The organism is Streptomyces sp. NPDC049837 (genome assembly GCF_040674455.1).
GTDB lineage: Bacteria > Actinomycetota > Actinomycetes > Streptomycetales > Streptomycetaceae > Streptomyces.
The window spans coordinates 924,685-942,332 of sequence record NZ_JBFAMP010000001.1 but is presented as its reverse complement, the minus strand read 5'-3'; the positions used below and the strand labels follow the sequence as shown (position 1 = coordinate 942,332).

Below are 17,648 nucleotides of genomic sequence, written 5' to 3'. Positions count from 1 at the left end.
TTTGTACGGCGAAAGGCGCACCACCCCCCATGATCACCGACCCCACCCCCGACGAGCGGTCCAAGCACGCCCGCAGCTTCGGACTGCCCATCGCCACCGCCCTGGTCATGGGCAACATCATCGGCGGCGGGATCTTCCTCCTCCCCGCCTCCGTCGCCCCCTACGGCACCATCAGCCTCGTCGCCTTCGCCGTCCTCACCGCCGGTGCCATCGCCCTCGCGCTCGTCTTCGGCCGCCTCGCCCAGCGGCACCCCCTCACCGGCGGCCCCTACATCTACGCCCGCGAGGCCTTCGGCGACTTCGCCGGATTCCTCGCCGCCTGGTCGTACTGGATCACCACCTGGGTCTCCAACGCGGCGCTCGCCGTCGCGGCCGTCGGCTACCTCGACGTCCTCGTCCCCGTACACGACTCCAAGGCCGCGACGATCGCGGCGGCCCTCGCCCTCCAGTGGCTGCCCGCCCTCGCCAACCTCGCCGGCACGCGGTACGTCGGCGCCGTCCAACTCGTCGCCACGGTCCTGAAGTTCGTGCCGCTCCTCCTGGTGGCCGTCGGCGGCCTGTTCTTCTTCGACCCCGCCAACCTCGGCCCCTTCCAGGCGAGCGACTCCGGCGCCGTCGGCGCGGTCTCCGCGTCCGCCGCCATCCTGCTCTTCAGCTACCTGGGCGTGGAGTCCGCGGCCGTCAGCGCCGGCGAGGTCCGCGACCCCCGGCGCAACGTCGGCCGCGCCACCATCCTCGGCACGCTCGGCGCCGCCGCCATCTACCTGCTGGGCACCCTCTCCGTCTTCGGCCTCGTCGCCCACGACCGGCTCGTCGAGTCCAGTGCGCCCTTCTCCGCCGCCGTCAACACCATGTTCGGCGGCACCTGGGGCGGCACCGCCGTCGCCTGCATGGCCCTCGTCTCCATGGTCGGTGCCCTCAACGGCTGGACCCTGCTCAGCGCCCAGACCCCGTACGCGGCGGCCAAGGACGGCCTCTTCCCGAAGGCGTTCACCCACAAGCGGCGCGGCGTCCCCACCTACGGCGTCCTCGTCACCGTCGTCCTCGCCTCCCTGCTGACCGTCTACAACTACACGGCCGGCTCCGAAGGCGTCTTCGAGATCCTCGTCCTGGTCACCACCTTCACCGCCACGGTGCCCTACCTCCTGTCGACCGCCGCGCAGATCTACTTCCTCGCCTCCGGCCAGTCCTCGCGCGTCCACCGCCCCCGCCTCGTCCGCGACGCCGTCCTCTCGCTGATCGCCTTCGCCTTCTCCATGTGGCTCGTCGCCGGCTCCGGCTACGCGGCGGTCTACCAGGGCGTGCTGTTCCTCTTCGCAGGCGTCCTGGTCTACGCCTGGATGTCAGCCCGCCGCGCGTAACGCCGGGCCCCGCACCCCACGATCCGCAGTCGGCGTCCGGCCGGGTGGGGCCGTGCAGGGTCGCCCCCGCAGAGGTTGGCGGCGAAGCTTGGGCTCCCAACCTCGTAACCCAAGGCCGCCGGCCTCGAGGAGGTGAGCCCGGAGGGGCCCCGCCCCCACCCACCGGACAGGCACCGCAACCGGGGTCACCGGGAACAGGCACCGCCCCGTCCCGTTGTGCCCACCCTCCCCCAAGCTCTCGGCTTCGCTCGAGCAGGGGGGACCCCCATCGCCCTGCGGAACGACTGCCCACCACGGTTGGCGGACCGACCGCCCAAATATTCGGCTGCGCCGCACAACGTGCCGCGCACACACTGGGCGGGCACCGAACCCTGACCCTCCAGGAGTGAGCCCGCTTGCAGGCCGCCGTCACCGTCACGCCCGCCCGTATCCCCGAGCTGCTGCTCGGCCTCGCGACCGTACGCCCCGTGTTCCTCTGGGGCGCGCCCGGCATCGGGAAGTCGTCGCTCGTACGGAACTTCGCGGAGTCCCTCGGGCTCGAGTGCGTGAGCCTGCTCGGCACCCAGCTCGCGCCCGAGGACCTCATCGGCGTACCGCGGATCCGGGACGGCAAGTCCGTGTTCTGCCCGCCCGAGGCCATCGCGCGCGACGAGCCGTACTGCCTCTTCCTCGACGAGCTGAACGCCGCCACCCCCGACGTACAGAAGGCCTTCTACTCCCTCATCCTCGACCGGCGCATCGGCAGCTACGAACTGCCCGCCGGGTCCATCGTCATCGGCGCCGGCAACCGCGCCACCGACAACGCCCTCGCGCGCCCCATCGCCTCCGCGCTCGTCAACCGCCTCACCCATGTCCACCTGCGCGCCTCCGCCACGGACTGGCTGGTGTGGGCGGGCGAGCACGGCATCCACCCGTGGGTCACCGACTACCTCACCGACCGCCCCGACCACCTCTGGTCCCAGCCGCCCAAGACCGAGGAGCCGTTCTCCACGCCCCGCTCCTGGCACATGCTCTCCGACGCGCTGCACTCCTTCGGGCCCACGCTCGACGAGGAGACGCTCAAGATCCTGGCGCACGGCACCCTCACGCCCGCGCACGCCGTCTCCTTCTGCGGGTACGCCAAGATCGTGCGGCACGCGTACGGCATCGACGCCATCATCAAGGGCGACGCCTCCTGGCCGCACCGCGTCGAGGACCGCGACCTGCTCTACTACCTCGCCGACGCGTTCCGCGGCCGGCTCATCAAGGAGCTGCCCGCCACCAAGGACCGCGTGCCGCCCGCGGTGCGGCAGGCCGCGCACCGCGCCAAGTCGCTGTTGGTGCAGCTCGCCGAGATCTCCGTCGAGGTCGCCCAGACCGTCATCGCCGACGACGCCGACGGACAGCCCGTGCTGCCCGCCTGGTTCCTGGTCGAGGCGGCGCGCGACCTGCCGCGGCTGGTCGAGGCCCGCCGGTGACCCCCGCGCCGCGCGCCAAGAACAAGGGCAACGACCCCGCCGCCGAGGCGTTCCTCGCCGGGCTCGCCCTCGTCAAGCGCCACCCGGCCCTCGCCGCGCTGGAGTCCGACGTCTGCCGCAGCCGCGACTGCGAGAGCACCCCGCGCCACGGACTGGCCGCCATCGACTCCAACGGCCGGATCCACGTCCACCCCGACCGCCGCGCCGAACCCGCCGACTGGGCCTGGGCGCTCGCCCACTGCCTCATCCACCTCGGCTTCGGCCACGTACCCGCCGACCGGGCCATGCGGCGCGAACAGCCCGACCGCTTCCACCTCGCCGCCCGCTGCGCCGTCGTCAACCGCTTCCTGCTCACCCTCCACGTCGGCCGCGCACCCGAGGAACTGCCCACCAGCTACCCCGACGGCGAGGAGGAGCAGCTCGCCAACCGCTGGCGCAAGAGCGGCGTCCCCGCCCCGTACGCGCACTGCGGGACGGCGGGCGACGCACCGGACCAGCTCCTCGTCCCGTGGTCGACCTGGCACACCCCGCCCGACTGGCAGCTCGCCTTCGCGCACGCCCTGACCCGCACCGTCTCCGCCGCCATGGACGTCGCCGGCGGCCGGCGCGACTCCCTCACCGGCGAGGTCCGGCCGAAGCAGCCCTGGGACCGGGCGCTGAGCTGGTTCATCTCCTCCTACCCGCTCCTCGGCGGCATCGCGGCCGGCATGACGCTGGTCGCCGACGCCGAACTCGCCCGCGCGCACGGCATCTCCATCGCCGCCGTCGACGCCACGCTCGGCGAGATCTACCTCAACCCGCTGCGCCGCTACGACGACGAGCAGTGGCGCTTCGTCCTCGCCCACGAGATGCTGCACGCCGCGCTGCGCCACGGCGACCGGCGCGGCGCCCGCGACCCGTACCTGTTCAACGTCGCCGCCGACTACGTCATCAACGGCTGGCTCGTCGAGATGGGCGTGGGCACCATGCCCGAAGGGCTGCTGCACGACCCCGACCTCAAGGGGCTGTCGGCGGAGGAGGTGTACGACCGGATCGTCACCGACGCCCGCCGGACGCGGCGCCTGGCCACCCTGCGCGGCAAGGGCACCGGCGACATCCTCGGCGAACCGCTCGGCGGGCGCCCCCACGACTACGTGGATCTCGACGAGTTCTACCGGCGCGGCCTGGTCCAGGGTTTCGACCTGCACGTGAGCGGGGAGCGCGGGCTGCTGCCCGCCGGGCTCGTCGAGGAGATCCGGGCGCTGGCGCACCCGCCGGTGCCGTGGGACGCCCGACTGGCGCGCTGGTTCGACGAGTTCGTGCCCCGCCCGGAGCCGGTGCGCAGCTACGCCCGGCCGGCCCGCCGCCAGGCGTCCACGCCGGACATCCCGCGCGCCGGACGGTACTTCCCGCCCGAGGAGGTCGCCCGGTGCACCTTCGGCGTCGTCCTGGACACGTCGGGCTCCATGGACCGCCGGCTGCTCGGCAAGGCGCTCGGCGCCATCGCCTCGTACGCCGAGGCCCGCGACGTCCCGGCGGCGCGCGTGGTGTTCTGCGACGCGGCCCCGCACGACGCCGGGTACCTGCCGCCGACGGAGATCGCCGGGCGGGTACGGGTCCGGGGCCGTGGCGGCACGGTCCTCCAGCCGGGCGTGGACCTCCTCCAGCGCGCCCAGGACTTCCCGCCGACGGCGCCCGTCCTGATCATCACGGACGGGTACTGCGACGTGCTCCGCGTCCGCCGCGAGCACGCCTACCTGATCCCGCACGGGGCGTCGCTGCCGTTCACCGCGCGGGGCCCGGTGTTCAGGCTCCGCTGAGGGCTCCGCTGAACGAGCGGTTCTCGCGCCGGAGTGGCACAACACGTCCGGTCACGGGCAAAGGAACGCCCATGACCAGCATGACCGGGCTCACCGTCGCCGCACGCCGGGCCGTGCTGGTCACCCTCCTCGTGCTGGCCGCCCTCCTGGGCGTCACGGCCGGGACCGGGCCGGCCACGGGCGCCGAGCCGCGCCCGGCCGCCTCCGCCGCGCCCGACCCGGACCTGACCGAGGCGGAGACGGCCGCCCCGCACCGCGCGGACCGCCGCCACCGGCGCGCCGTCCGCCCCCGGCCCCCGCGCCCGTCCCGGCCGCCCACGGTGACCCGGCCCACGGCTCCGTCCCGCGACGGCCACCCGGCGCTCCGCACCGTCCGGTGCGTGGTCCTCCGCTGCTGAGCGGTACGCCCCGCAGCTCACCGCAGCCCGACCACGTACCGAACAGGGAGCACCACCATGCCCGTCGACCCCTTCGCGGCCCTCAACGCCCTGATCCGCGCGGAAGCCACCCGCACCGCCGACCACGAGGCCCCGTCACCCACCGAGCCGGACCCCGCGCCCCAGCCGCCCGAGGAGGACGAGGAGTAACCCGCACCACGGAAGGGTGGGGGCACCGGCCCCCACCTGCCGGGTCACCCTTCCAGCGTCGAAAGCCCCCGCGCCGCCCCCGCCAGCGCGTCCAGCACCGGCCGGATCAGCGGGTGGTCCTCCGCCCCGCGCCGTACCGCCGCGAACACGCGCCGGAACGCCGCCGGCCCCGCGACCGGGCGGACCACCACGTCCTTCAGCTCGATGCCCCGCAGGGCCGAGCGCGGCACCAGCGCCACCCCCGCGCCCGCGCCCGCCAGGGCGACCACCGCGCGGAAGTCGTCCGAGGAGTGGACCACCCGCGGATCGAACCCGGCCAGCTCGCAGGCGAGGAGCACCATGTCGTGGCACGGGTTGCCGGGGTAGGGGGCGATCCAGTCGGCGTCCGCGAGCGAGGCCAGCGCGACCTCCGGTTCCTGCCCCAGCGGATGCCCCGCGTGCAGCACCGCGTCGAACGGCTCCGCGTACAGCGGTACGCGCGCCAGGCGCCGGTCGCCCTCGCGCGGCGCGCCCCGGTACTCCACCGCGACCGCCACGTCCGCCTCGCCGTCCAGGACCAGCGGCAGCGACTCGTCGCCCTCCGCGTCCCGCACCCGCACCCGGATGCCGGGGTGCGTCTCGCCGAGCCGCCCGATCGCGGGCGCCAGCACCTCGGCGATCCCGGTCGCGAACGCGGCGACCGTCACCTCGCCCGCCGTGCCGCCCGCGTACGCCGCGAGCTCCGCCTCCGCCCGCTCCAACTGCGCCAGCACCTCGTTGGCGTGCTCCAGCAGGATCTCACCGGCCGCCGTGAGCCGTACGCCCTTGCCGCTGCGGGTCAGCAGCACGTGCCCGGTCTCCTGCTCCAGCGCGGCGAGCTGCTGCGAGACGGCGGACGGGGTCAGGTACAGCGCCGCGGCCGCGGCGGTCACCGTACGGTGGTCCGCCGCGGCCCGCAGGACGCGCAGTCGCCGGGGGTCGATCACCCACCCATTGTCACCCAGCCATGGCGGCCCTGGCGTCGATGAACGCCGCCACGGCCCGCTCCACGTCCGCCGTCGAGTGCGCCGCCGACAACTGCACCCGGATGCGCGCCTGGCCCATCGGCACCACCGGGTACGAGAAGCCGATCACGTACACGCCGCGCTCCAGCAGCAGCTCCGCCATCCGGGCCGCCTCCGCCGCGTCGCCGATCATCACGGGCGCGATCGCGTGGTCGCCGGGCAGGATCTCGAAGCCCGCCTCCGTCATCCTCGTACGGAACAGCTTGGTGTTGGCCTCCAGCTTCTGGCGCAGGTCACCGGCCGACTCCAGCAGGTCGAGGACCTTCAGGGACGCGGCCGCGATCACCGGGGCGAGCGAGTTGGAGAAAAGGTACGGGCGCGAACGCTGGCGCAGCAGCGCGACGATCTCCGCGCGCGCCGCCACGTACCCGCCGGACGCGCCGCCGAGCGCTTTGCCGAGCGTGCCGGTGATGATGTCGACGCGGTCCATCACGCCGTGCAGCTCGGGCGTGCCGCGCCCGCCGGGGCCGACGAACCCGACGGCGTGCGAGTCGTCGACCATCACCATGGCGTCGTACCGGTCGGCGAGGTCGCAGATCTCCGGCAGCGGCGCCACGTACCCGTCCATCGAGAACACGCCGTCGGTGACGATGAGGCGCCGCCGGGCGTCCTGCGTCTCCTTGAGCTGCTTCTCCAGGTCGGCCATGTCGCGGTTGGCGTACCGGTGGCGGCGCGCCTTGGACAGCCGGATGCCGTCGATGATGGAGGCGTGGTTGAGGGCGTCGGAGATCACCGCGTCCTCGGGGCCGAGGAGGGTCTCGAAGACGCCGCCGTTCGCGTCGAAACAGGAGGAGTACAGGATGGTGTCCTCCTGCCCCAGGAACGCCGACAGCCGCCGCTCCAGCTCCTTGTGGACGTCCTGCGTGCCGCAGATGAAGCGCACGGACGCCATGCCGTAGCCCCAGCGGTCCAGCGCCTCCTTGGCGGCGGCGACCACCTCGGGGTGGTCGGCGAGACCGAGGTAGTTGTTGGCGCAGAAGTTCAGCACCTCACCGGAGGGGACGGACACCTTCGCGCTCTGCGGGGTGCCGATGACCCGCTCGGGCTTGTAGAGACCGGCGTCGCGGATCTCGTCGAGGGTGGCGCGCAGCTCGTCGCGGACGGACGCGTACATGAAAGGGATCTCCTAAAGGGGAAGGTCAGACGGTCCAGTCGAGGATGATCTTGCCGCTGCGGGCGGTGGCCGCCTCGTCGAAGGCGGCGTCGAAGTCCTGGTAGCCGTAACTGCCGGTGATCACCGGGCTGAGGTCGAGACCGCCCTCCAGCAGCACGGTCATCGCGTACCACGTCTCGAACATCTCGCGGCCGTAGATGCCCTTGACCGTGATCATCGAGGTGACGATCTTCGACCAGTCGACGGCGAACTCCTCGGCGGGCAGGCCCAGCATCGCGATCCGGCCGCCGTGCGTCATGTTCGCGACCATGTCGCGCATGGCCTCGGGCCGCCCGGACATCTCCAGCCCGATGTCGAAGCCCTCGCGCAGCCCCAACTGCCGCTGCGCCTCGCCGATGCTGCTCCCGGCCACGTTCACGGCGAGCGTGGCGCCCACCTTGCGGGCCAGCTCCAGCCGCGACTCGCTCACATCGGTGATCACCACATTGCGCGCACCCGCGTGCCGGGCGACCGCCGCCGCCATGATCCCGATCGGGCCCGCCCCGGTGATCAGCACGTCCTCGCCGACGAGCGGGAAGGACAGCGCGGTGTGCACGGCGTTGCCGAACGGGTCGAAGATCGCGGCCACGTCCAGGTCCACCTTGGTCCGGTGCACCCACACGTTGGACGCGGGCAGCGCCACGTACTCGGCGAACGCCCCGTCCCGCCCGACGCCCAGCCCGATCGTGGCCCGGCACAGGTGCCGGCGGCCCGCCAGACAGTTGCGGCACTTGCCGCACACCAGATGGCCCTCGCCGCTGACCAGGTCGCCCACCGCGATGTCGGTCACGTCGGCACCGACGTGCGCGACCTCGCCGACGAACTCGTGCCCCAGCACCAGCGGCGTCGACACCGCCTGCCGCGCCCAGCCGTCCCAGGAGCGGATGTGCAGGTCCGTACCGCAGATGCCGGTGCGCAGCACCCGGATCAGCACGTCGCCGGGCCCGGTCTCGGGCTCGGGGACGTCCATGAGCCAGAGGCCGGGCTCGGCCTTCTGCTTGACGAGTGCCTTCATGGGTGCGGCTCCAGGCAGAGGGGGAGAGATCGTGAACGCGCACCAATCTGCCGACCCGCGCCCGCCGCGTCCATCGAGGTTTTCTTAAGCGGGTCAACAGCGCAGCTTCACGCGCCACGCCCCGCTACGTTCGACGCATGACGACGGAGGTCTGGTACACGTCCTACGGCTCCAACACCCACGTCGACCGCCTGGCCCACTACATCGTCGGCGGTACGCCCCCGGGCGGGGCCCGCGCCTACCCCGGCTGCCGCGACCCCCGCCTGCCGACCGCCTCCGTCCCGGTGGAGCTGGAGGGCGCCCTCTACTTCGCCACCGAGTCCCCGGTGTGGACCGGCGGCCGGGCGTTCTACGACCCGCACGCCGAGGGCCGCGTCCTGGCCCGGGCGCACCGCGTCACCGCCGAGCAGTTCTCCGACATCGCCGCCCAGGAGATGTACCGCGAGCCCGGCCCGGACACCGACCTCGACCTGACGGACGTCCTCCGCGACGGCAGGGCCGTGCTCGGCGACGGCCGTTACGAGACGCTCGTCCGCCCCGGCACCCTCGACGGCCTGCCCATGCTCACCTTCACGGCCCCCTGGCGCATGCAGGACGTCGACTGGAACGCTCCCTCAGCCGGCTACCTCCGCTACCTCGCCGCCGGCCTCCTCGCGGCGGGCGCCTGGGACGCGGACACCGTCGCCGCCTACCTCGCCTCCTGCCCGGGCGCGGCCGGCCACTGGACCGAGCAGCGCGTCCGCGACCTGATCGCGCCCTGACCGGCTCCATTACCTCAGCGGTAATCGACCCCGGCGGCGGCGCCCGGCATCGTTCTCGGTACCGGAACCCGGGCGGTCTCGCACTCCGTCCGGGCTCCGGGCCCCTACGACACGATGGAGGATGGTCCGCCATGTCCCAGGCCCTGCTCGCCGGCATCTCCCGCACCACCGAGCCGCAGACCATGCTGCGCCGCTTCCTCGCCCTCGACGCCGTCGTCACCGGGGCCAACGGGCTGGCGTACGCGCTCGCCTCCGCCCCCCTCGGGCGGCTCCTCGGCGTCGACGCGACGCTCCTGTTCGAACTCGGCCTCTTCCTCACCGCGTTCGCCGCCGGAGTCGGCTACCTCGCCTCCCGGCCGCAGCCGCCCGCCACTCCGGTCAAGCTGGTGGTGGACGCCAACGTGATCTGGGCCGTGCTGAGTGTCGTCGCGCTCGCCGCCTGGCTGTCGCCCACCACCGCCGGAACGCTGTGGATCCCGATGCAGGCCGCGACCGTGGCCGGCTTCGCCGCCCTCCAGTTCTCGGCCCTCCGGGCGGTGGGGCGCTAGGGAAAGGCCCTAGAGCGACTGGAGGTACTTGACCGTCGCCGGGTCGGCCGGGAGCAGCGTCTCGATGGCCAGCTCGGCGACCGTCACGTCCATCGGCGTGTTGAACGTCGAGATCGACGACACGAACGACAGCACATGGCCGTCGTGCTCGATCCGCAGCGGCAGCGCGAAGTACGGGTACGGATGCGGATCCTCCCGGTCCTCCCCGGCGGCGTCCGCCGGCTCCGGCAGCGGGTACGCCGCGACCTCCTCGTACACCCGGCGCAGCGGCTCCGAGCGGGCCACCGCCATCTGGCGCTCCATCTGGGCCAGCAGGTGCCCGCGCCACTCGCGGAGGTTGCGGATCCGCGGCGCCAGGCCCTCCGGGTGCAGGGTGATCCGCATGGCGTTCAGCGGCGGCGTCAGCAGGTGCTCGGGCAGCCCGTCCAGCAGCCTCGCGATGCCCTGGTTCGCGGCCACCACCGTGTACGAGCCGTCCACGACGATCGCCGGATACGGGTCGTACCCGGCCAGCAACTGCTCGATGCCCGCCCGCAGCGTGCCCAGCGCCGGGTCGTCCAGGGACGTCTCCGCGTACCGGGGGGCGTAACCCGCCGCCAGCAGCAGGGCGTTGCGCTCCCGCACCGGCACCTCCAGGTGCTCGGCCAGGCGGAGGATCATCTCCTCGCTCGGCCGGGACCGGCCCGTCTCGATGAACGAGATGTGACGGGCCGACGAGTCGGCGCGCAGCGCCAGCTCCAACTGGCTCAGCCGCCGCCGCTCGCGCCAGCCGCGCAGCAGCGGCCCTACTCCGGTAGCCGTCGCGACAGTTGTCATACCGCAGACGGTAACCCACGTGTTGACCACGGAGGGCGGCCGTCGGACCGTAATCTCACGGTCACGCCGACATTGTCCGCACCGACCCGGAGGGAGCCCGGACATGCCCACTGAGCCACTGTCGCAGAAGGAGATCGAGGACCGGCTGCGCGAACTTCCCGGCTGGTCCCAGGAGGGCGACCGGATCGCCCGCACCTACCGCCTCGGCACGCACTTCGCCGCGACCGCCATGGTCGTCCACGTCGCCCAGATCCAGGAGGAGCTCAACCACCACTCCGACCTCACCCTCGGCTACAACACGGTCAACCTGACCGTGAACACCCACGACGCGGGTGGCGCGATCACGGAGAAGGACTTCACGCTCGCCTCCCGCGTCGAGGAGATCGCGCCCACCCACGGCGCGAACTGACGGTGTCTGCGCGCGGGCGTCTACGCGCGCGTGCCCCCCGTCCGCGGCGTGCGCAGCGAGTCGGCCATGTACGCGTCGAGATCGGGGCGGTCCGGCGCGAGTATGTGCCGTACCCACGCGTCCCGTTCGTGCGCGAGCGGCGGCAGCTCCCAGACGCAGCCGATCCACGGCCGCTCCAGGGGGACGAAATGCGTCGGGTCCCGGTCCGGGCAGCCCAGCGACGGCTGGCCCGCCACGGCGATGGAGCAGTGCAGGACGTTGTCCCACACCCAGCTATAGGTGTTGAGGTACGCACCGTCGTCACCGCCCCGGTGCAGGACGGTGAACGACGCCGGCGGGGTGGTCCCGTCCGGCTCGGGGAGCAGCTCGGGGAGGACCTCGTACGCCGCCTTTTCGACGTCCGGTGCGATGCCGGACGGGTCGGCGGTGACGTGGTAGCGCTTGACGCGGCGGCCGTCCACCTCGACCGGCGGCGGCGTGAAGAGGAATTTCTCTGCGAAAGCCATGGCTGGACGGTATGAGCGCTTCACTGACACCCTGTGTCAGTGAAGTCCAGCCGGCTCCTGTCGATCCTGCTCCTGCTCCAGACCAGGGGCCGCATGACCGCCGCCCAGCTCGCCGCCGAGCTGGAGGTCTCGGTCCGCACCGTCTACCGGGACATCGAGGCGCTGCACACGGCGGGCATCCCGCTGTACGGGGACGCCGGTCACCGCGGCGGCTACGAGCTGCTCGCCGGCTTCCGCACCCGCCTGACCGGCCTGTCCGCAGGGGAGGCCGAGGCGCTGTTCCTGACCGCGCTCCCCGGCCCGGCCGCCGACCTGGGCCTCGGCCCCGCCGTCTCCGGCGCCCGGCTCAAGCTGCGCGCCGCCCTGCCGCCCCAACTGCGGGCGCAGGCCGACCGGATGAGCCGCCGGTTCCACCTGGACGCGCCCGGTTGGTACGCCGAGGACGAGGACGTACCGTTCCTGCCGGCCGTCGCGGACGCCGTGTGGCGGGGCAGGGTCCTCGTCGTCCGGTACCGCCGCTGGGCCGAGCCGACCGACGTCGAACGGCGCCTGGAGCCGTACGGGCTCGTCCTGAAGGCGGGCCGGTGGTACGTCGTGGCGGCGCGCCCGGGCGGGTCGGGGCCGCGCACGTACCGGGTCGACCAGATCCTGGAACTCACCGTCACGGACGACGAGTTCGACGTACCGGACGACTTCGGGCTGGCCGCGTACTGGCAGGCGCACCAGCGTGACTTCCACGCCCGGCTGTACCGGGACGAGGTCCTCGTCCGCCTCTCGCCGCGCGGCCTCGCCCGGCTCACGGGCGCCGCCGCCCGGGCCGCCGCCACCACCGGCACCCGCGAACCGGACGGCTGGACGCGCGCCCGGGTGCCCGTCGAGTCACCGGACCACGCCCACGACCAGTTCCTGGCGCTCGGCGCGGACGTGGAGGTCCTCGCCCCGACGGAGCTGCGCACCCGGCTGGCCGCAACGGCCCGGCTGCTGGCCGAGCGGTACGCCGCCGCGCCCGGCGTACCGCCGCCGGCGTTGCGGAAGCGGCAACAAAGCTCGCCGTGACCGCACCCCGCCGCCACCCTGTCCGCATGAGCCAACACCACCACGGTCATCACCACGGCCACGACGACACCCACATGGACTGGAACGAGATGCTCCCGCTGCTGGAGCACGGCGCGGAGCTCCAGAGCCCGCTGTACCGGCAGGCGGCGGCCTGGCTCGGCGAGCTGGCACCGGTCGCGGGCGTGCGCCGCGTCCTCGACGTCGGCAGCGGACCGGGCGTGCAGTCGTGCCTGCTCGCCGAGGCGTTCCCGTACGCGGAGGTCGTCGCCGTCGACGCCACGCCCGAGCTCCTGGAGCGCACCCGGCAGCGCGCCCGTGCCGAGTCGCTCGGCGAGCGGGTCACCACGCACCACGCCGAACTCCCGGACGGCATCGCCGGGCTGGGCGGCGCCGACCTGATCTGGGCGGCCGACTCCCTGCACCACCTGGGCGACCAGCGCGGCGCGCTCGCCGAGCTGGCGGGGCTGCTGCGGCCGGGCGGCCTGCTCGCGGTCGTCGAGGGCGGGCTGCCGACGCGGCGCCTGCCGCACAGCTTCGGCATCGGCCGCCCGGGCCTGGAGGCCAGGATCGACGCCGTGCACGCCGACTGGTTCGCCGAGATGCGGGCGGGGCTGCCCGGCGCCAAGGAGGACGTCGACGACTGGCGGGCCCTCCTGGCGGACGCGGGCCTCGTGCCGAGCGGTACGCGCTCGTTCCTCCACGACCTGCCGGCCCCGGTCACCGACGCCGTGCGGGAGCAGATCGTGACCACCTTCACCCGGACCCGTGACGCGCTCGGCGAGCGGCTCGCGCCCGAGGACCGGGCCACGCTGGACCGGCTGCTGGACCCGGAGGACCCGCTGGGCCTGCACCAGCGGCCGGACCTGTTCATGCTGACCGCCCGCACGGTGCACACGGCCCGCCGCGGCTGACCTCAGGGCAGCGGGGGCGCGGTGTCCTGGTACGGGTCGACCGGCTCGGGCACTCGTTCCACGGTCCGGGCGTCCAGCGCCACCGCGGCGGCCGCCGTGCCGAGCTCGCCGCCGCCACCGGGGTGCCAGGTTCCGGTCACGGTCACCCAGGTGTCGGCGGGGGGCGCGGGCCTGCCGTGGACGCGGATGCGCAGCGACCGGGAGTCGGCCGCGCAGCAGCTCACCACGAGCCGGGTGAGGTACCAGGTGCCGGTGCCGTCCTTGGCGGGCGTCACGAACCCGGTCATCAGGACCGTGCGGCCGGCCAGGCTCCGGTCGCGGTCCTGCTGGACCCGCGCGATGAACCCGGACAGGGCGAGCGGCGCCGGGTCGGCGTTCGGCAACGGTTCGAACTCCGACACCGGGGCGACCGCGTTGTCCGTCTCGCGCGCCGCCGTGTAGGAGCCGAGCGCGGGCGGGGCGTACAGCAGCAGGGCCAGGACGGGCAGGAGGAGCACCCAGGCGACACGCGGCCCGCCGTCATGCCCGTGCCCGTGCCCGTCGTCCGCCTCCGCGTCCGTCTCGCGGCGGGGCGCGAACGGCAGCCCGTCGCGTACGGCACTGACGACGCCCAGCACGAGCAGCAGCACGGCGGACGCGATCAGGAAGGGCCGCAGGCTCTCCTTCACGTACCGCAGATAGACCTGGCTCAGCAGCGAGATGTGCAGGACGGCGGAGCCGGTGAGCAGCAGCAGGGCCGCCTGGATGTGCCGTCTCACAGCAGCCACCACCCCGTCAGGCAGGCGCACGCCACGGCCACCACGGCGGTCGCCGCCGAGAAGCGCATCGCGAAGGCCCGGCCAAAGGTTCCGGCCTGAAGGGCGATCAGCTTCACGTCGACCATGGGGCCCACCACCATGAAGGTCAGCCGTGCGGTGGGGGAGAAGCCGGTGAGCGACGCGGCGACGAAGGCGTCGGCCTCCGAGCACACGGCGAGGACGATCGCGAGTGCGGCGAGGAACAGCACCGACAGCCAGGGGGAGCCGGCGAAGACGTCCAGCACGGAGCGCGGTACGAGCACGTTGAAGGTGGCCGCCGCCATCGCGCCGACGACGAGGAAGCCGCCCGCGTGCAGGAAGTCGTGCTGGAAACCCACCCGGAACTCCTCCCAGCGGCTGTGCCCGGCCCGGTGGCCGGTGTGCCGCGCGGGCATCCTCAGCCACTCGGAGCGGCCCCACTTCAGCCACAGCCAGCCCATGGTCGCCGCCGTCGCGAGGGAGGCGACGAGCCGGGCGGCGACCATGCCCGGCTGGCCGGGGAAGGCGACGGCGGTGGACACGAGGACGACGGGGTTGACCGCGGGAGCGGAGAGCAGGAACGCGAACGCCGCCGCCGGGGTGACCCCGCGCCGGATCAGGCTCCCCGCGACCGGCACGGAGGCGCACTCGCAGCCCGGCAGCACCACGCCGGCCGCACCGGCGACGGGCACGGCGAGTGCGGGGTTGCGGGGGAGCGCCCTGCTGAGGATCCGGGCCGGGACGAAGGCGTTGACGGCGCCCGAGACGACCGTGCCGAAGAGCAGGAAGGGCAGCGCCTGCACGGTGAGCGCCACGCAGACGGTCTGCCATGCCCGGAAGCCGGGGTGGTTCAGCACCGGCAGCGCGAGGGCGCCGATCAGCAGCAGCGATACGGCGCCGGTGACGGCGACGGACGGCGGTATCGCGCCGGGCGGGCGTTCCCGCACGGGGGCGGCTCGGTTCATGGAGCGACACATTAGCCGTAGCGGCTAATGACAATCATTTCGCCCTAGGGGCAGCACCTCGCCCGCGGCCGTTTCGGCGACAGAGTGTCGGCGATACCCTGAATGGGGCAAATCGGACATGAGTGAGGGGGTCGGTCCCATGTCGACAGGAACCCTCCTGGCGATCGTCATTCCCGTCGCGCTGATCCTGGCCGCCCTGGCCGTGGTGGCCTTCCTCGGCTTCCGCAGCCGGCGCCTGCGCGAGCGCTTCGGACCGGAGTACGACAGGACGGTCGAGGACACCGGAAGCCGGATCGCCGCCGAGCGCGATCTGAGCGCCCGCGAGAAACGCCACGACGAGCTGGACATCAAGCCGCTGCCGGGTGACGTCCGGGACCGCTACAGCCGCAACTGGGCCGACGTCCAGGGCGAGTTCGTGGACCGCCCGGAGGACGCCGTGCAGGACGCGGACCTCCTGGTGACCTCCCTGATGAGGGAGCGCGGCTACCCGACCGAGGGCCTGGAGCAGCGGCTGAAGGACCTCTCGGTCGAGCACGGCCGCACGATCGAGCACTACCGGGCCGCGCACGAGATCAACAGGCTGAGCATGAAGCACCAGGCCACGACCGAGCAGTTGCGCGGGGCCATGGTGCACTACCGCGCCCTCTTCGACGAGCTGCTGTCCGACGGGGGCCAGTCCCACCGGGCCCCGGCCTGACCCGGCGAGCCCCGGTGGAACTCAGTGGAGGAGGAGAGATGCAACGCGAGGACATACCAGGACCCGGCGAGAGCGGCCTGTCCACCGAGGACATCGCCCAGCCGGGCGGCGCGGGTGAAGCCACCGAGGGGCCGCCGGACGCCCCCGCCTACCCGCTCGAAAGCACCGCCGAGCCGGCCGGGGCGGCCGAGGCGGAACCGTCCACGACCCCGGACGTGGCCGTCCCGAGCGAGGACGAGACACCGCGGCTCCTGGACGAGGGGGACGAGGAGGGCTTCCGGGACCGCTGGCAGGAGATCCAGACCCAGTTCGTCGACGACCCTCGTGAGGCCGTGCACAAGGCCGACGCGCTCGTCGCGGACGTCATGCAGCAGTTGGCCTCGACGTTCGCCGACCACAAGAAGGACCTGGAGGGTCAGTGGAACCGCGGGGAGGAGGTCGACACCGAGGACCTCCGCAAGGCGCTGCGCCAGTACCGGTCGTTCTTCAACCGCCTGCTGACCACCTGACCCCACCCGTGACCCGGCCGGCGCGGCCGCCCGCAGGCGGCTGCGCCGTCCGCGCGACCGGCGCTCAGCCCTGGCCGAACGTGGCCGGGTCCGGGCCCAGCCGCTTGCCCTCGTCGAGGGCGGCGAAGGCCGCCAGGTCGTCGGCGTCCAGCTCGAAGTCGAAGACGTCGATGTTCTCCCGGATCCGGGAGGGGGTCACGGACTTGGGGATCACGATGTTGCCGAGCTGGAGGTGCCAGCGCAGCACCACCTGGGCGGGCGTGCGCTCGTGCTTCCGGGCGACCGCCACGATCGTCGGGACCTCCAGCAGGCCCCTGCCCTGGCCCAGCGGGGACCAGGCCTCGGTCCGGATGCCGTGGCGGGCGTGGAAGGCCCGGGACTCGCTCTGCTGGAGCCGGGGGTGGAGCTCGATCTGGTTGAGCACCGGTACGACGGAGGTCTCGTCGAGGAGGCGCTCCAGGTGCCCGGGCAGGAAGTTGGAGACGCCGATCGCCTTGGCGCGGCCGTCCGCGTGGATCTTTTCGAGCGCCTTGTACGTGTCGACGTACGCGTCCCGCGAGGGCACCGGCCAGTGGATCAGGTACAGGTCGACGTAATCGAGCCCCAGCCTGGCCAGGGATTCGTCGAACGCGCGCAGCGTCGCGTCGTGGCCGTGCTCGCTGTTCCAGACCTTGGTGGTGACGAAGAGCTCGTCGCGGGCGATGCCGGAGGCGGCGATGGCCTCGCCGGTGCCCTTCTCGTTCCCGTAGATCGCCGCGGTGTCGATGCTGCGGTATCCGGCTTCGAGGGCCGTGCCCACCGCGTTCGCCGCCTCGTCGTCGGGCACCTGCCAGACACCGAAACCGAGCTGCGGCATGGCGACGCCGTTGTTGAGGGTGATGGAGGGGACCTTGGTCACGAGCGGTCGATCCTAACGTCGTCGGTTGGTACTAACAGGTTCGGTACTCCCAGGGACAACGATCACATCCTGGAACGTGTTCCCGCCGTACTCCCGGCGCGTTCCCATAACCGTGCCATTGACCGCGTCCCGTCAACGCGCGACTCTATTGCACGTCGCTGAACGCGATGCAGCCATCTGAACGGTTGAATAGCCGCGTTCGGCACTCCTGAACCCCCACCTCTCAGGAAAGCAGGTCCGGCCATGCAGGAATCCTTCACGCCCCACGAGAACGCCGAGGAGACGGCCGCCACCCCGGCCGCCTGGCAGACCCCCGAGTACACGGTCGTGGAGACCGGCCTCGAAGTCACCGCCTATTTCCTCGCCGACCGGTAGACCCAC

21 protein-coding genes are annotated in these 17,648 nt (G+C 73.0%); 13 read left to right on the top strand and 8 right to left on the bottom strand.

What is annotated here, in order from left to right; all coding sequences use genetic code 11:
• Positions 1-29: 29 nt before the first annotated feature.
• The 5 genes from AB0J57_RS04220 (at position 30) to AB0J57_RS04200 (ending at position 5,204) form a co-directional block, all read left to right on the top strand.
• A complete protein-coding gene (locus AB0J57_RS04220; protein WP_366126363.1) occupies positions 30-1,361 on the top strand; it encodes an amino acid permease in 1,332 nt (443 codons plus the stop codon).
• Between the two features lie 395 nt (positions 1,362-1,756).
• A complete protein-coding gene (locus AB0J57_RS04215; RefSeq protein ID WP_366126361.1) occupies positions 1,757-2,818 on the top strand; it encodes a MoxR family ATPase in 1,062 nt (353 codons plus the stop codon).
• Positions 2,815-4,617, top strand: coding sequence for a hypothetical protein (locus tag AB0J57_RS04210; RefSeq protein WP_366126360.1), 1,803 nt, complete (start codon positions 2,815-2,817; stop codon positions 4,615-4,617). The genes AB0J57_RS04215 and AB0J57_RS04210 overlap by 4 nt, the downstream gene beginning before the upstream one ends.
• A 71-nt stretch (positions 4,618-4,688) precedes the next feature.
• Positions 4,689-5,015, top strand: coding sequence for a hypothetical protein (locus tag AB0J57_RS04205; protein ID WP_366126359.1), 327 nt, complete (start codon positions 4,689-4,691; stop codon positions 5,013-5,015).
• A 57-nt stretch (positions 5,016-5,072) separates the two neighbouring features.
• Entirely contained in the window at positions 5,073-5,204 is a 132-nt protein-coding gene (locus tag AB0J57_RS04200) for a hypothetical protein (RefSeq protein WP_366126358.1), read from the top strand.
• A gap of 44 nt (positions 5,205-5,248) precedes the next feature.
• Here AB0J57_RS04200 and AB0J57_RS04195 read toward each other — a convergent pair whose 3' ends face one another.
• Genes AB0J57_RS04195 through tdh form a run of 3 tightly spaced genes read right to left on the bottom strand, consistent with a single transcriptional unit; the run spans position 5,249 to position 8,415 of the window.
• The gene (locus tag AB0J57_RS04195) at positions 5,249-6,169 is read right to left on the bottom strand and encodes a LysR substrate-binding domain-containing protein (protein WP_366126357.1); all 921 of its coding nucleotides are present in this window, start codon (positions 6,167-6,169) and stop codon (positions 5,249-5,251) included.
• Positions 6,170-6,179: 10 nt separating this feature from the next.
• Entirely contained in the window at positions 6,180-7,361 is a 1,182-nt protein-coding gene (locus AB0J57_RS04190) for a glycine C-acetyltransferase (protein WP_366126356.1), read from the bottom strand.
• Between the two features lie 25 nt (positions 7,362-7,386).
• Positions 7,387-8,415, bottom strand: coding sequence for an L-threonine 3-dehydrogenase (gene tdh, locus AB0J57_RS04185; RefSeq protein ID WP_366126355.1), 1,029 nt, complete (start codon positions 8,413-8,415; stop codon positions 7,387-7,389).
• 137 nt (positions 8,416-8,552) lie between these two features.
• Here tdh and AB0J57_RS04180 point away from each other — a divergent pair, with 137 nt between their 5' ends.
• Positions 8,553-9,176: a histone deacetylase gene (locus tag AB0J57_RS04180; protein ID WP_366126354.1), complete on the top strand. Its 624-nt coding sequence runs from the start codon at positions 8,553-8,555 to the stop codon at positions 9,174-9,176.
• 131 nt (positions 9,177-9,307) lie between these two features.
• Complete coding sequence (locus AB0J57_RS04175) at positions 9,308-9,724, top strand: hypothetical protein (protein WP_366126353.1); 417 nt, start codon at positions 9,308-9,310, stop codon at positions 9,722-9,724.
• A gap of 9 nt (positions 9,725-9,733) precedes the next feature.
• Here AB0J57_RS04175 and AB0J57_RS04170 read toward each other — a convergent pair whose 3' ends face one another.
• Complete coding sequence (locus tag AB0J57_RS04170) at positions 9,734-10,540, bottom strand: helix-turn-helix transcriptional regulator (protein WP_366126352.1); 807 nt, start codon at positions 10,538-10,540, stop codon at positions 9,734-9,736.
• 103 nt (positions 10,541-10,643) lie between these two features.
• On the opposite strand from AB0J57_RS04170, the gene AB0J57_RS04165 reads away from it, so the two are divergent.
• On the top strand, positions 10,644-10,949 hold the full coding sequence (locus AB0J57_RS04165; RefSeq protein ID WP_366126351.1) for a 4a-hydroxytetrahydrobiopterin dehydratase: 306 nt from the start codon (positions 10,644-10,646) through the stop codon (positions 10,947-10,949).
• Between the two features lie 20 nt (positions 10,950-10,969).
• On the opposite strand, the gene AB0J57_RS04160 is transcribed toward AB0J57_RS04165, so the two are convergent.
• Positions 10,970-11,455 (bottom strand): hypothetical protein, encoded by a 486-nt coding sequence (locus tag AB0J57_RS04160; protein ID WP_366126350.1) that lies wholly within the window; start codon positions 11,453-11,455, stop codon positions 10,970-10,972.
• A gap of 39 nt (positions 11,456-11,494) precedes the next feature.
• On the opposite strand from AB0J57_RS04160, the gene AB0J57_RS04155 reads away from it, so the two are divergent.
• Together AB0J57_RS04155 and AB0J57_RS04150 are read left to right on the top strand one after the other, a co-directional pair.
• Positions 11,495-12,511, top strand: coding sequence for a WYL domain-containing protein (locus AB0J57_RS04155; RefSeq protein ID WP_366126349.1), 1,017 nt, complete (start codon positions 11,495-11,497; stop codon positions 12,509-12,511).
• Between the two features lie 26 nt (positions 12,512-12,537).
• Positions 12,538-13,422 (top strand): class I SAM-dependent methyltransferase, encoded by an 885-nt coding sequence (locus tag AB0J57_RS04150; RefSeq protein WP_366126348.1) that lies wholly within the window; start codon positions 12,538-12,540, stop codon positions 13,420-13,422.
• 2 nt (positions 13,423-13,424) lie between these two features.
• Here the strand turns inward: AB0J57_RS04150 and AB0J57_RS04145 are convergent, their stop codons facing one another.
• Entirely contained in the window at positions 13,425-14,180 is a 756-nt protein-coding gene (locus tag AB0J57_RS04145) for a TIGR03943 family protein (protein ID WP_366126347.1), read from the bottom strand.
• Positions 14,177-15,163 carry a permease gene (locus AB0J57_RS04140; RefSeq protein ID WP_366126346.1) on the bottom strand — a complete coding sequence of 329 codons (987 nt, stop codon included), beginning with the start codon at positions 15,161-15,163 and terminating at the stop codon, positions 14,177-14,179. The genes AB0J57_RS04145 and AB0J57_RS04140 overlap by 4 nt, the downstream gene beginning before the upstream one ends.
• A 139-nt stretch (positions 15,164-15,302) precedes the next feature.
• On the opposite strand from AB0J57_RS04140, the gene AB0J57_RS04135 reads away from it, so the two are divergent.
• Together AB0J57_RS04135 and AB0J57_RS04130 are read left to right on the top strand one after the other, a co-directional pair.
• The gene (locus tag AB0J57_RS04135; protein WP_366126345.1) at positions 15,303-15,860 is read left to right on the top strand and encodes a hypothetical protein; all 558 of its coding nucleotides are present in this window, start codon (positions 15,303-15,305) and stop codon (positions 15,858-15,860) included.
• A 38-nt stretch (positions 15,861-15,898) separates the two neighbouring features.
• A complete protein-coding gene (locus AB0J57_RS04130) occupies positions 15,899-16,369 on the top strand; it encodes a hypothetical protein (RefSeq protein ID WP_366126344.1) in 471 nt (156 codons plus the stop codon).
• Positions 16,370-16,433: 64 nt separating this feature from the next.
• Here AB0J57_RS04130 and AB0J57_RS04125 read toward each other — a convergent pair whose 3' ends face one another.
• Entirely contained in the window at positions 16,434-17,267 is an 834-nt protein-coding gene (locus AB0J57_RS04125; RefSeq protein WP_366126343.1) for an aldo/keto reductase, read from the bottom strand.
• A gap of 243 nt (positions 17,268-17,510) precedes the next feature.
• Between AB0J57_RS04125 and pqqA the strand changes: the two genes are divergently transcribed.
• Positions 17,511-17,642 carry a pyrroloquinoline quinone precursor peptide PqqA gene (gene pqqA / locus AB0J57_RS04120; RefSeq protein WP_366126342.1) on the top strand — a complete coding sequence of 44 codons (132 nt, stop codon included), beginning with the start codon at positions 17,511-17,513 and terminating at the stop codon, positions 17,640-17,642.
• Positions 17,643-17,648: the final 6 nt, after the last annotated feature.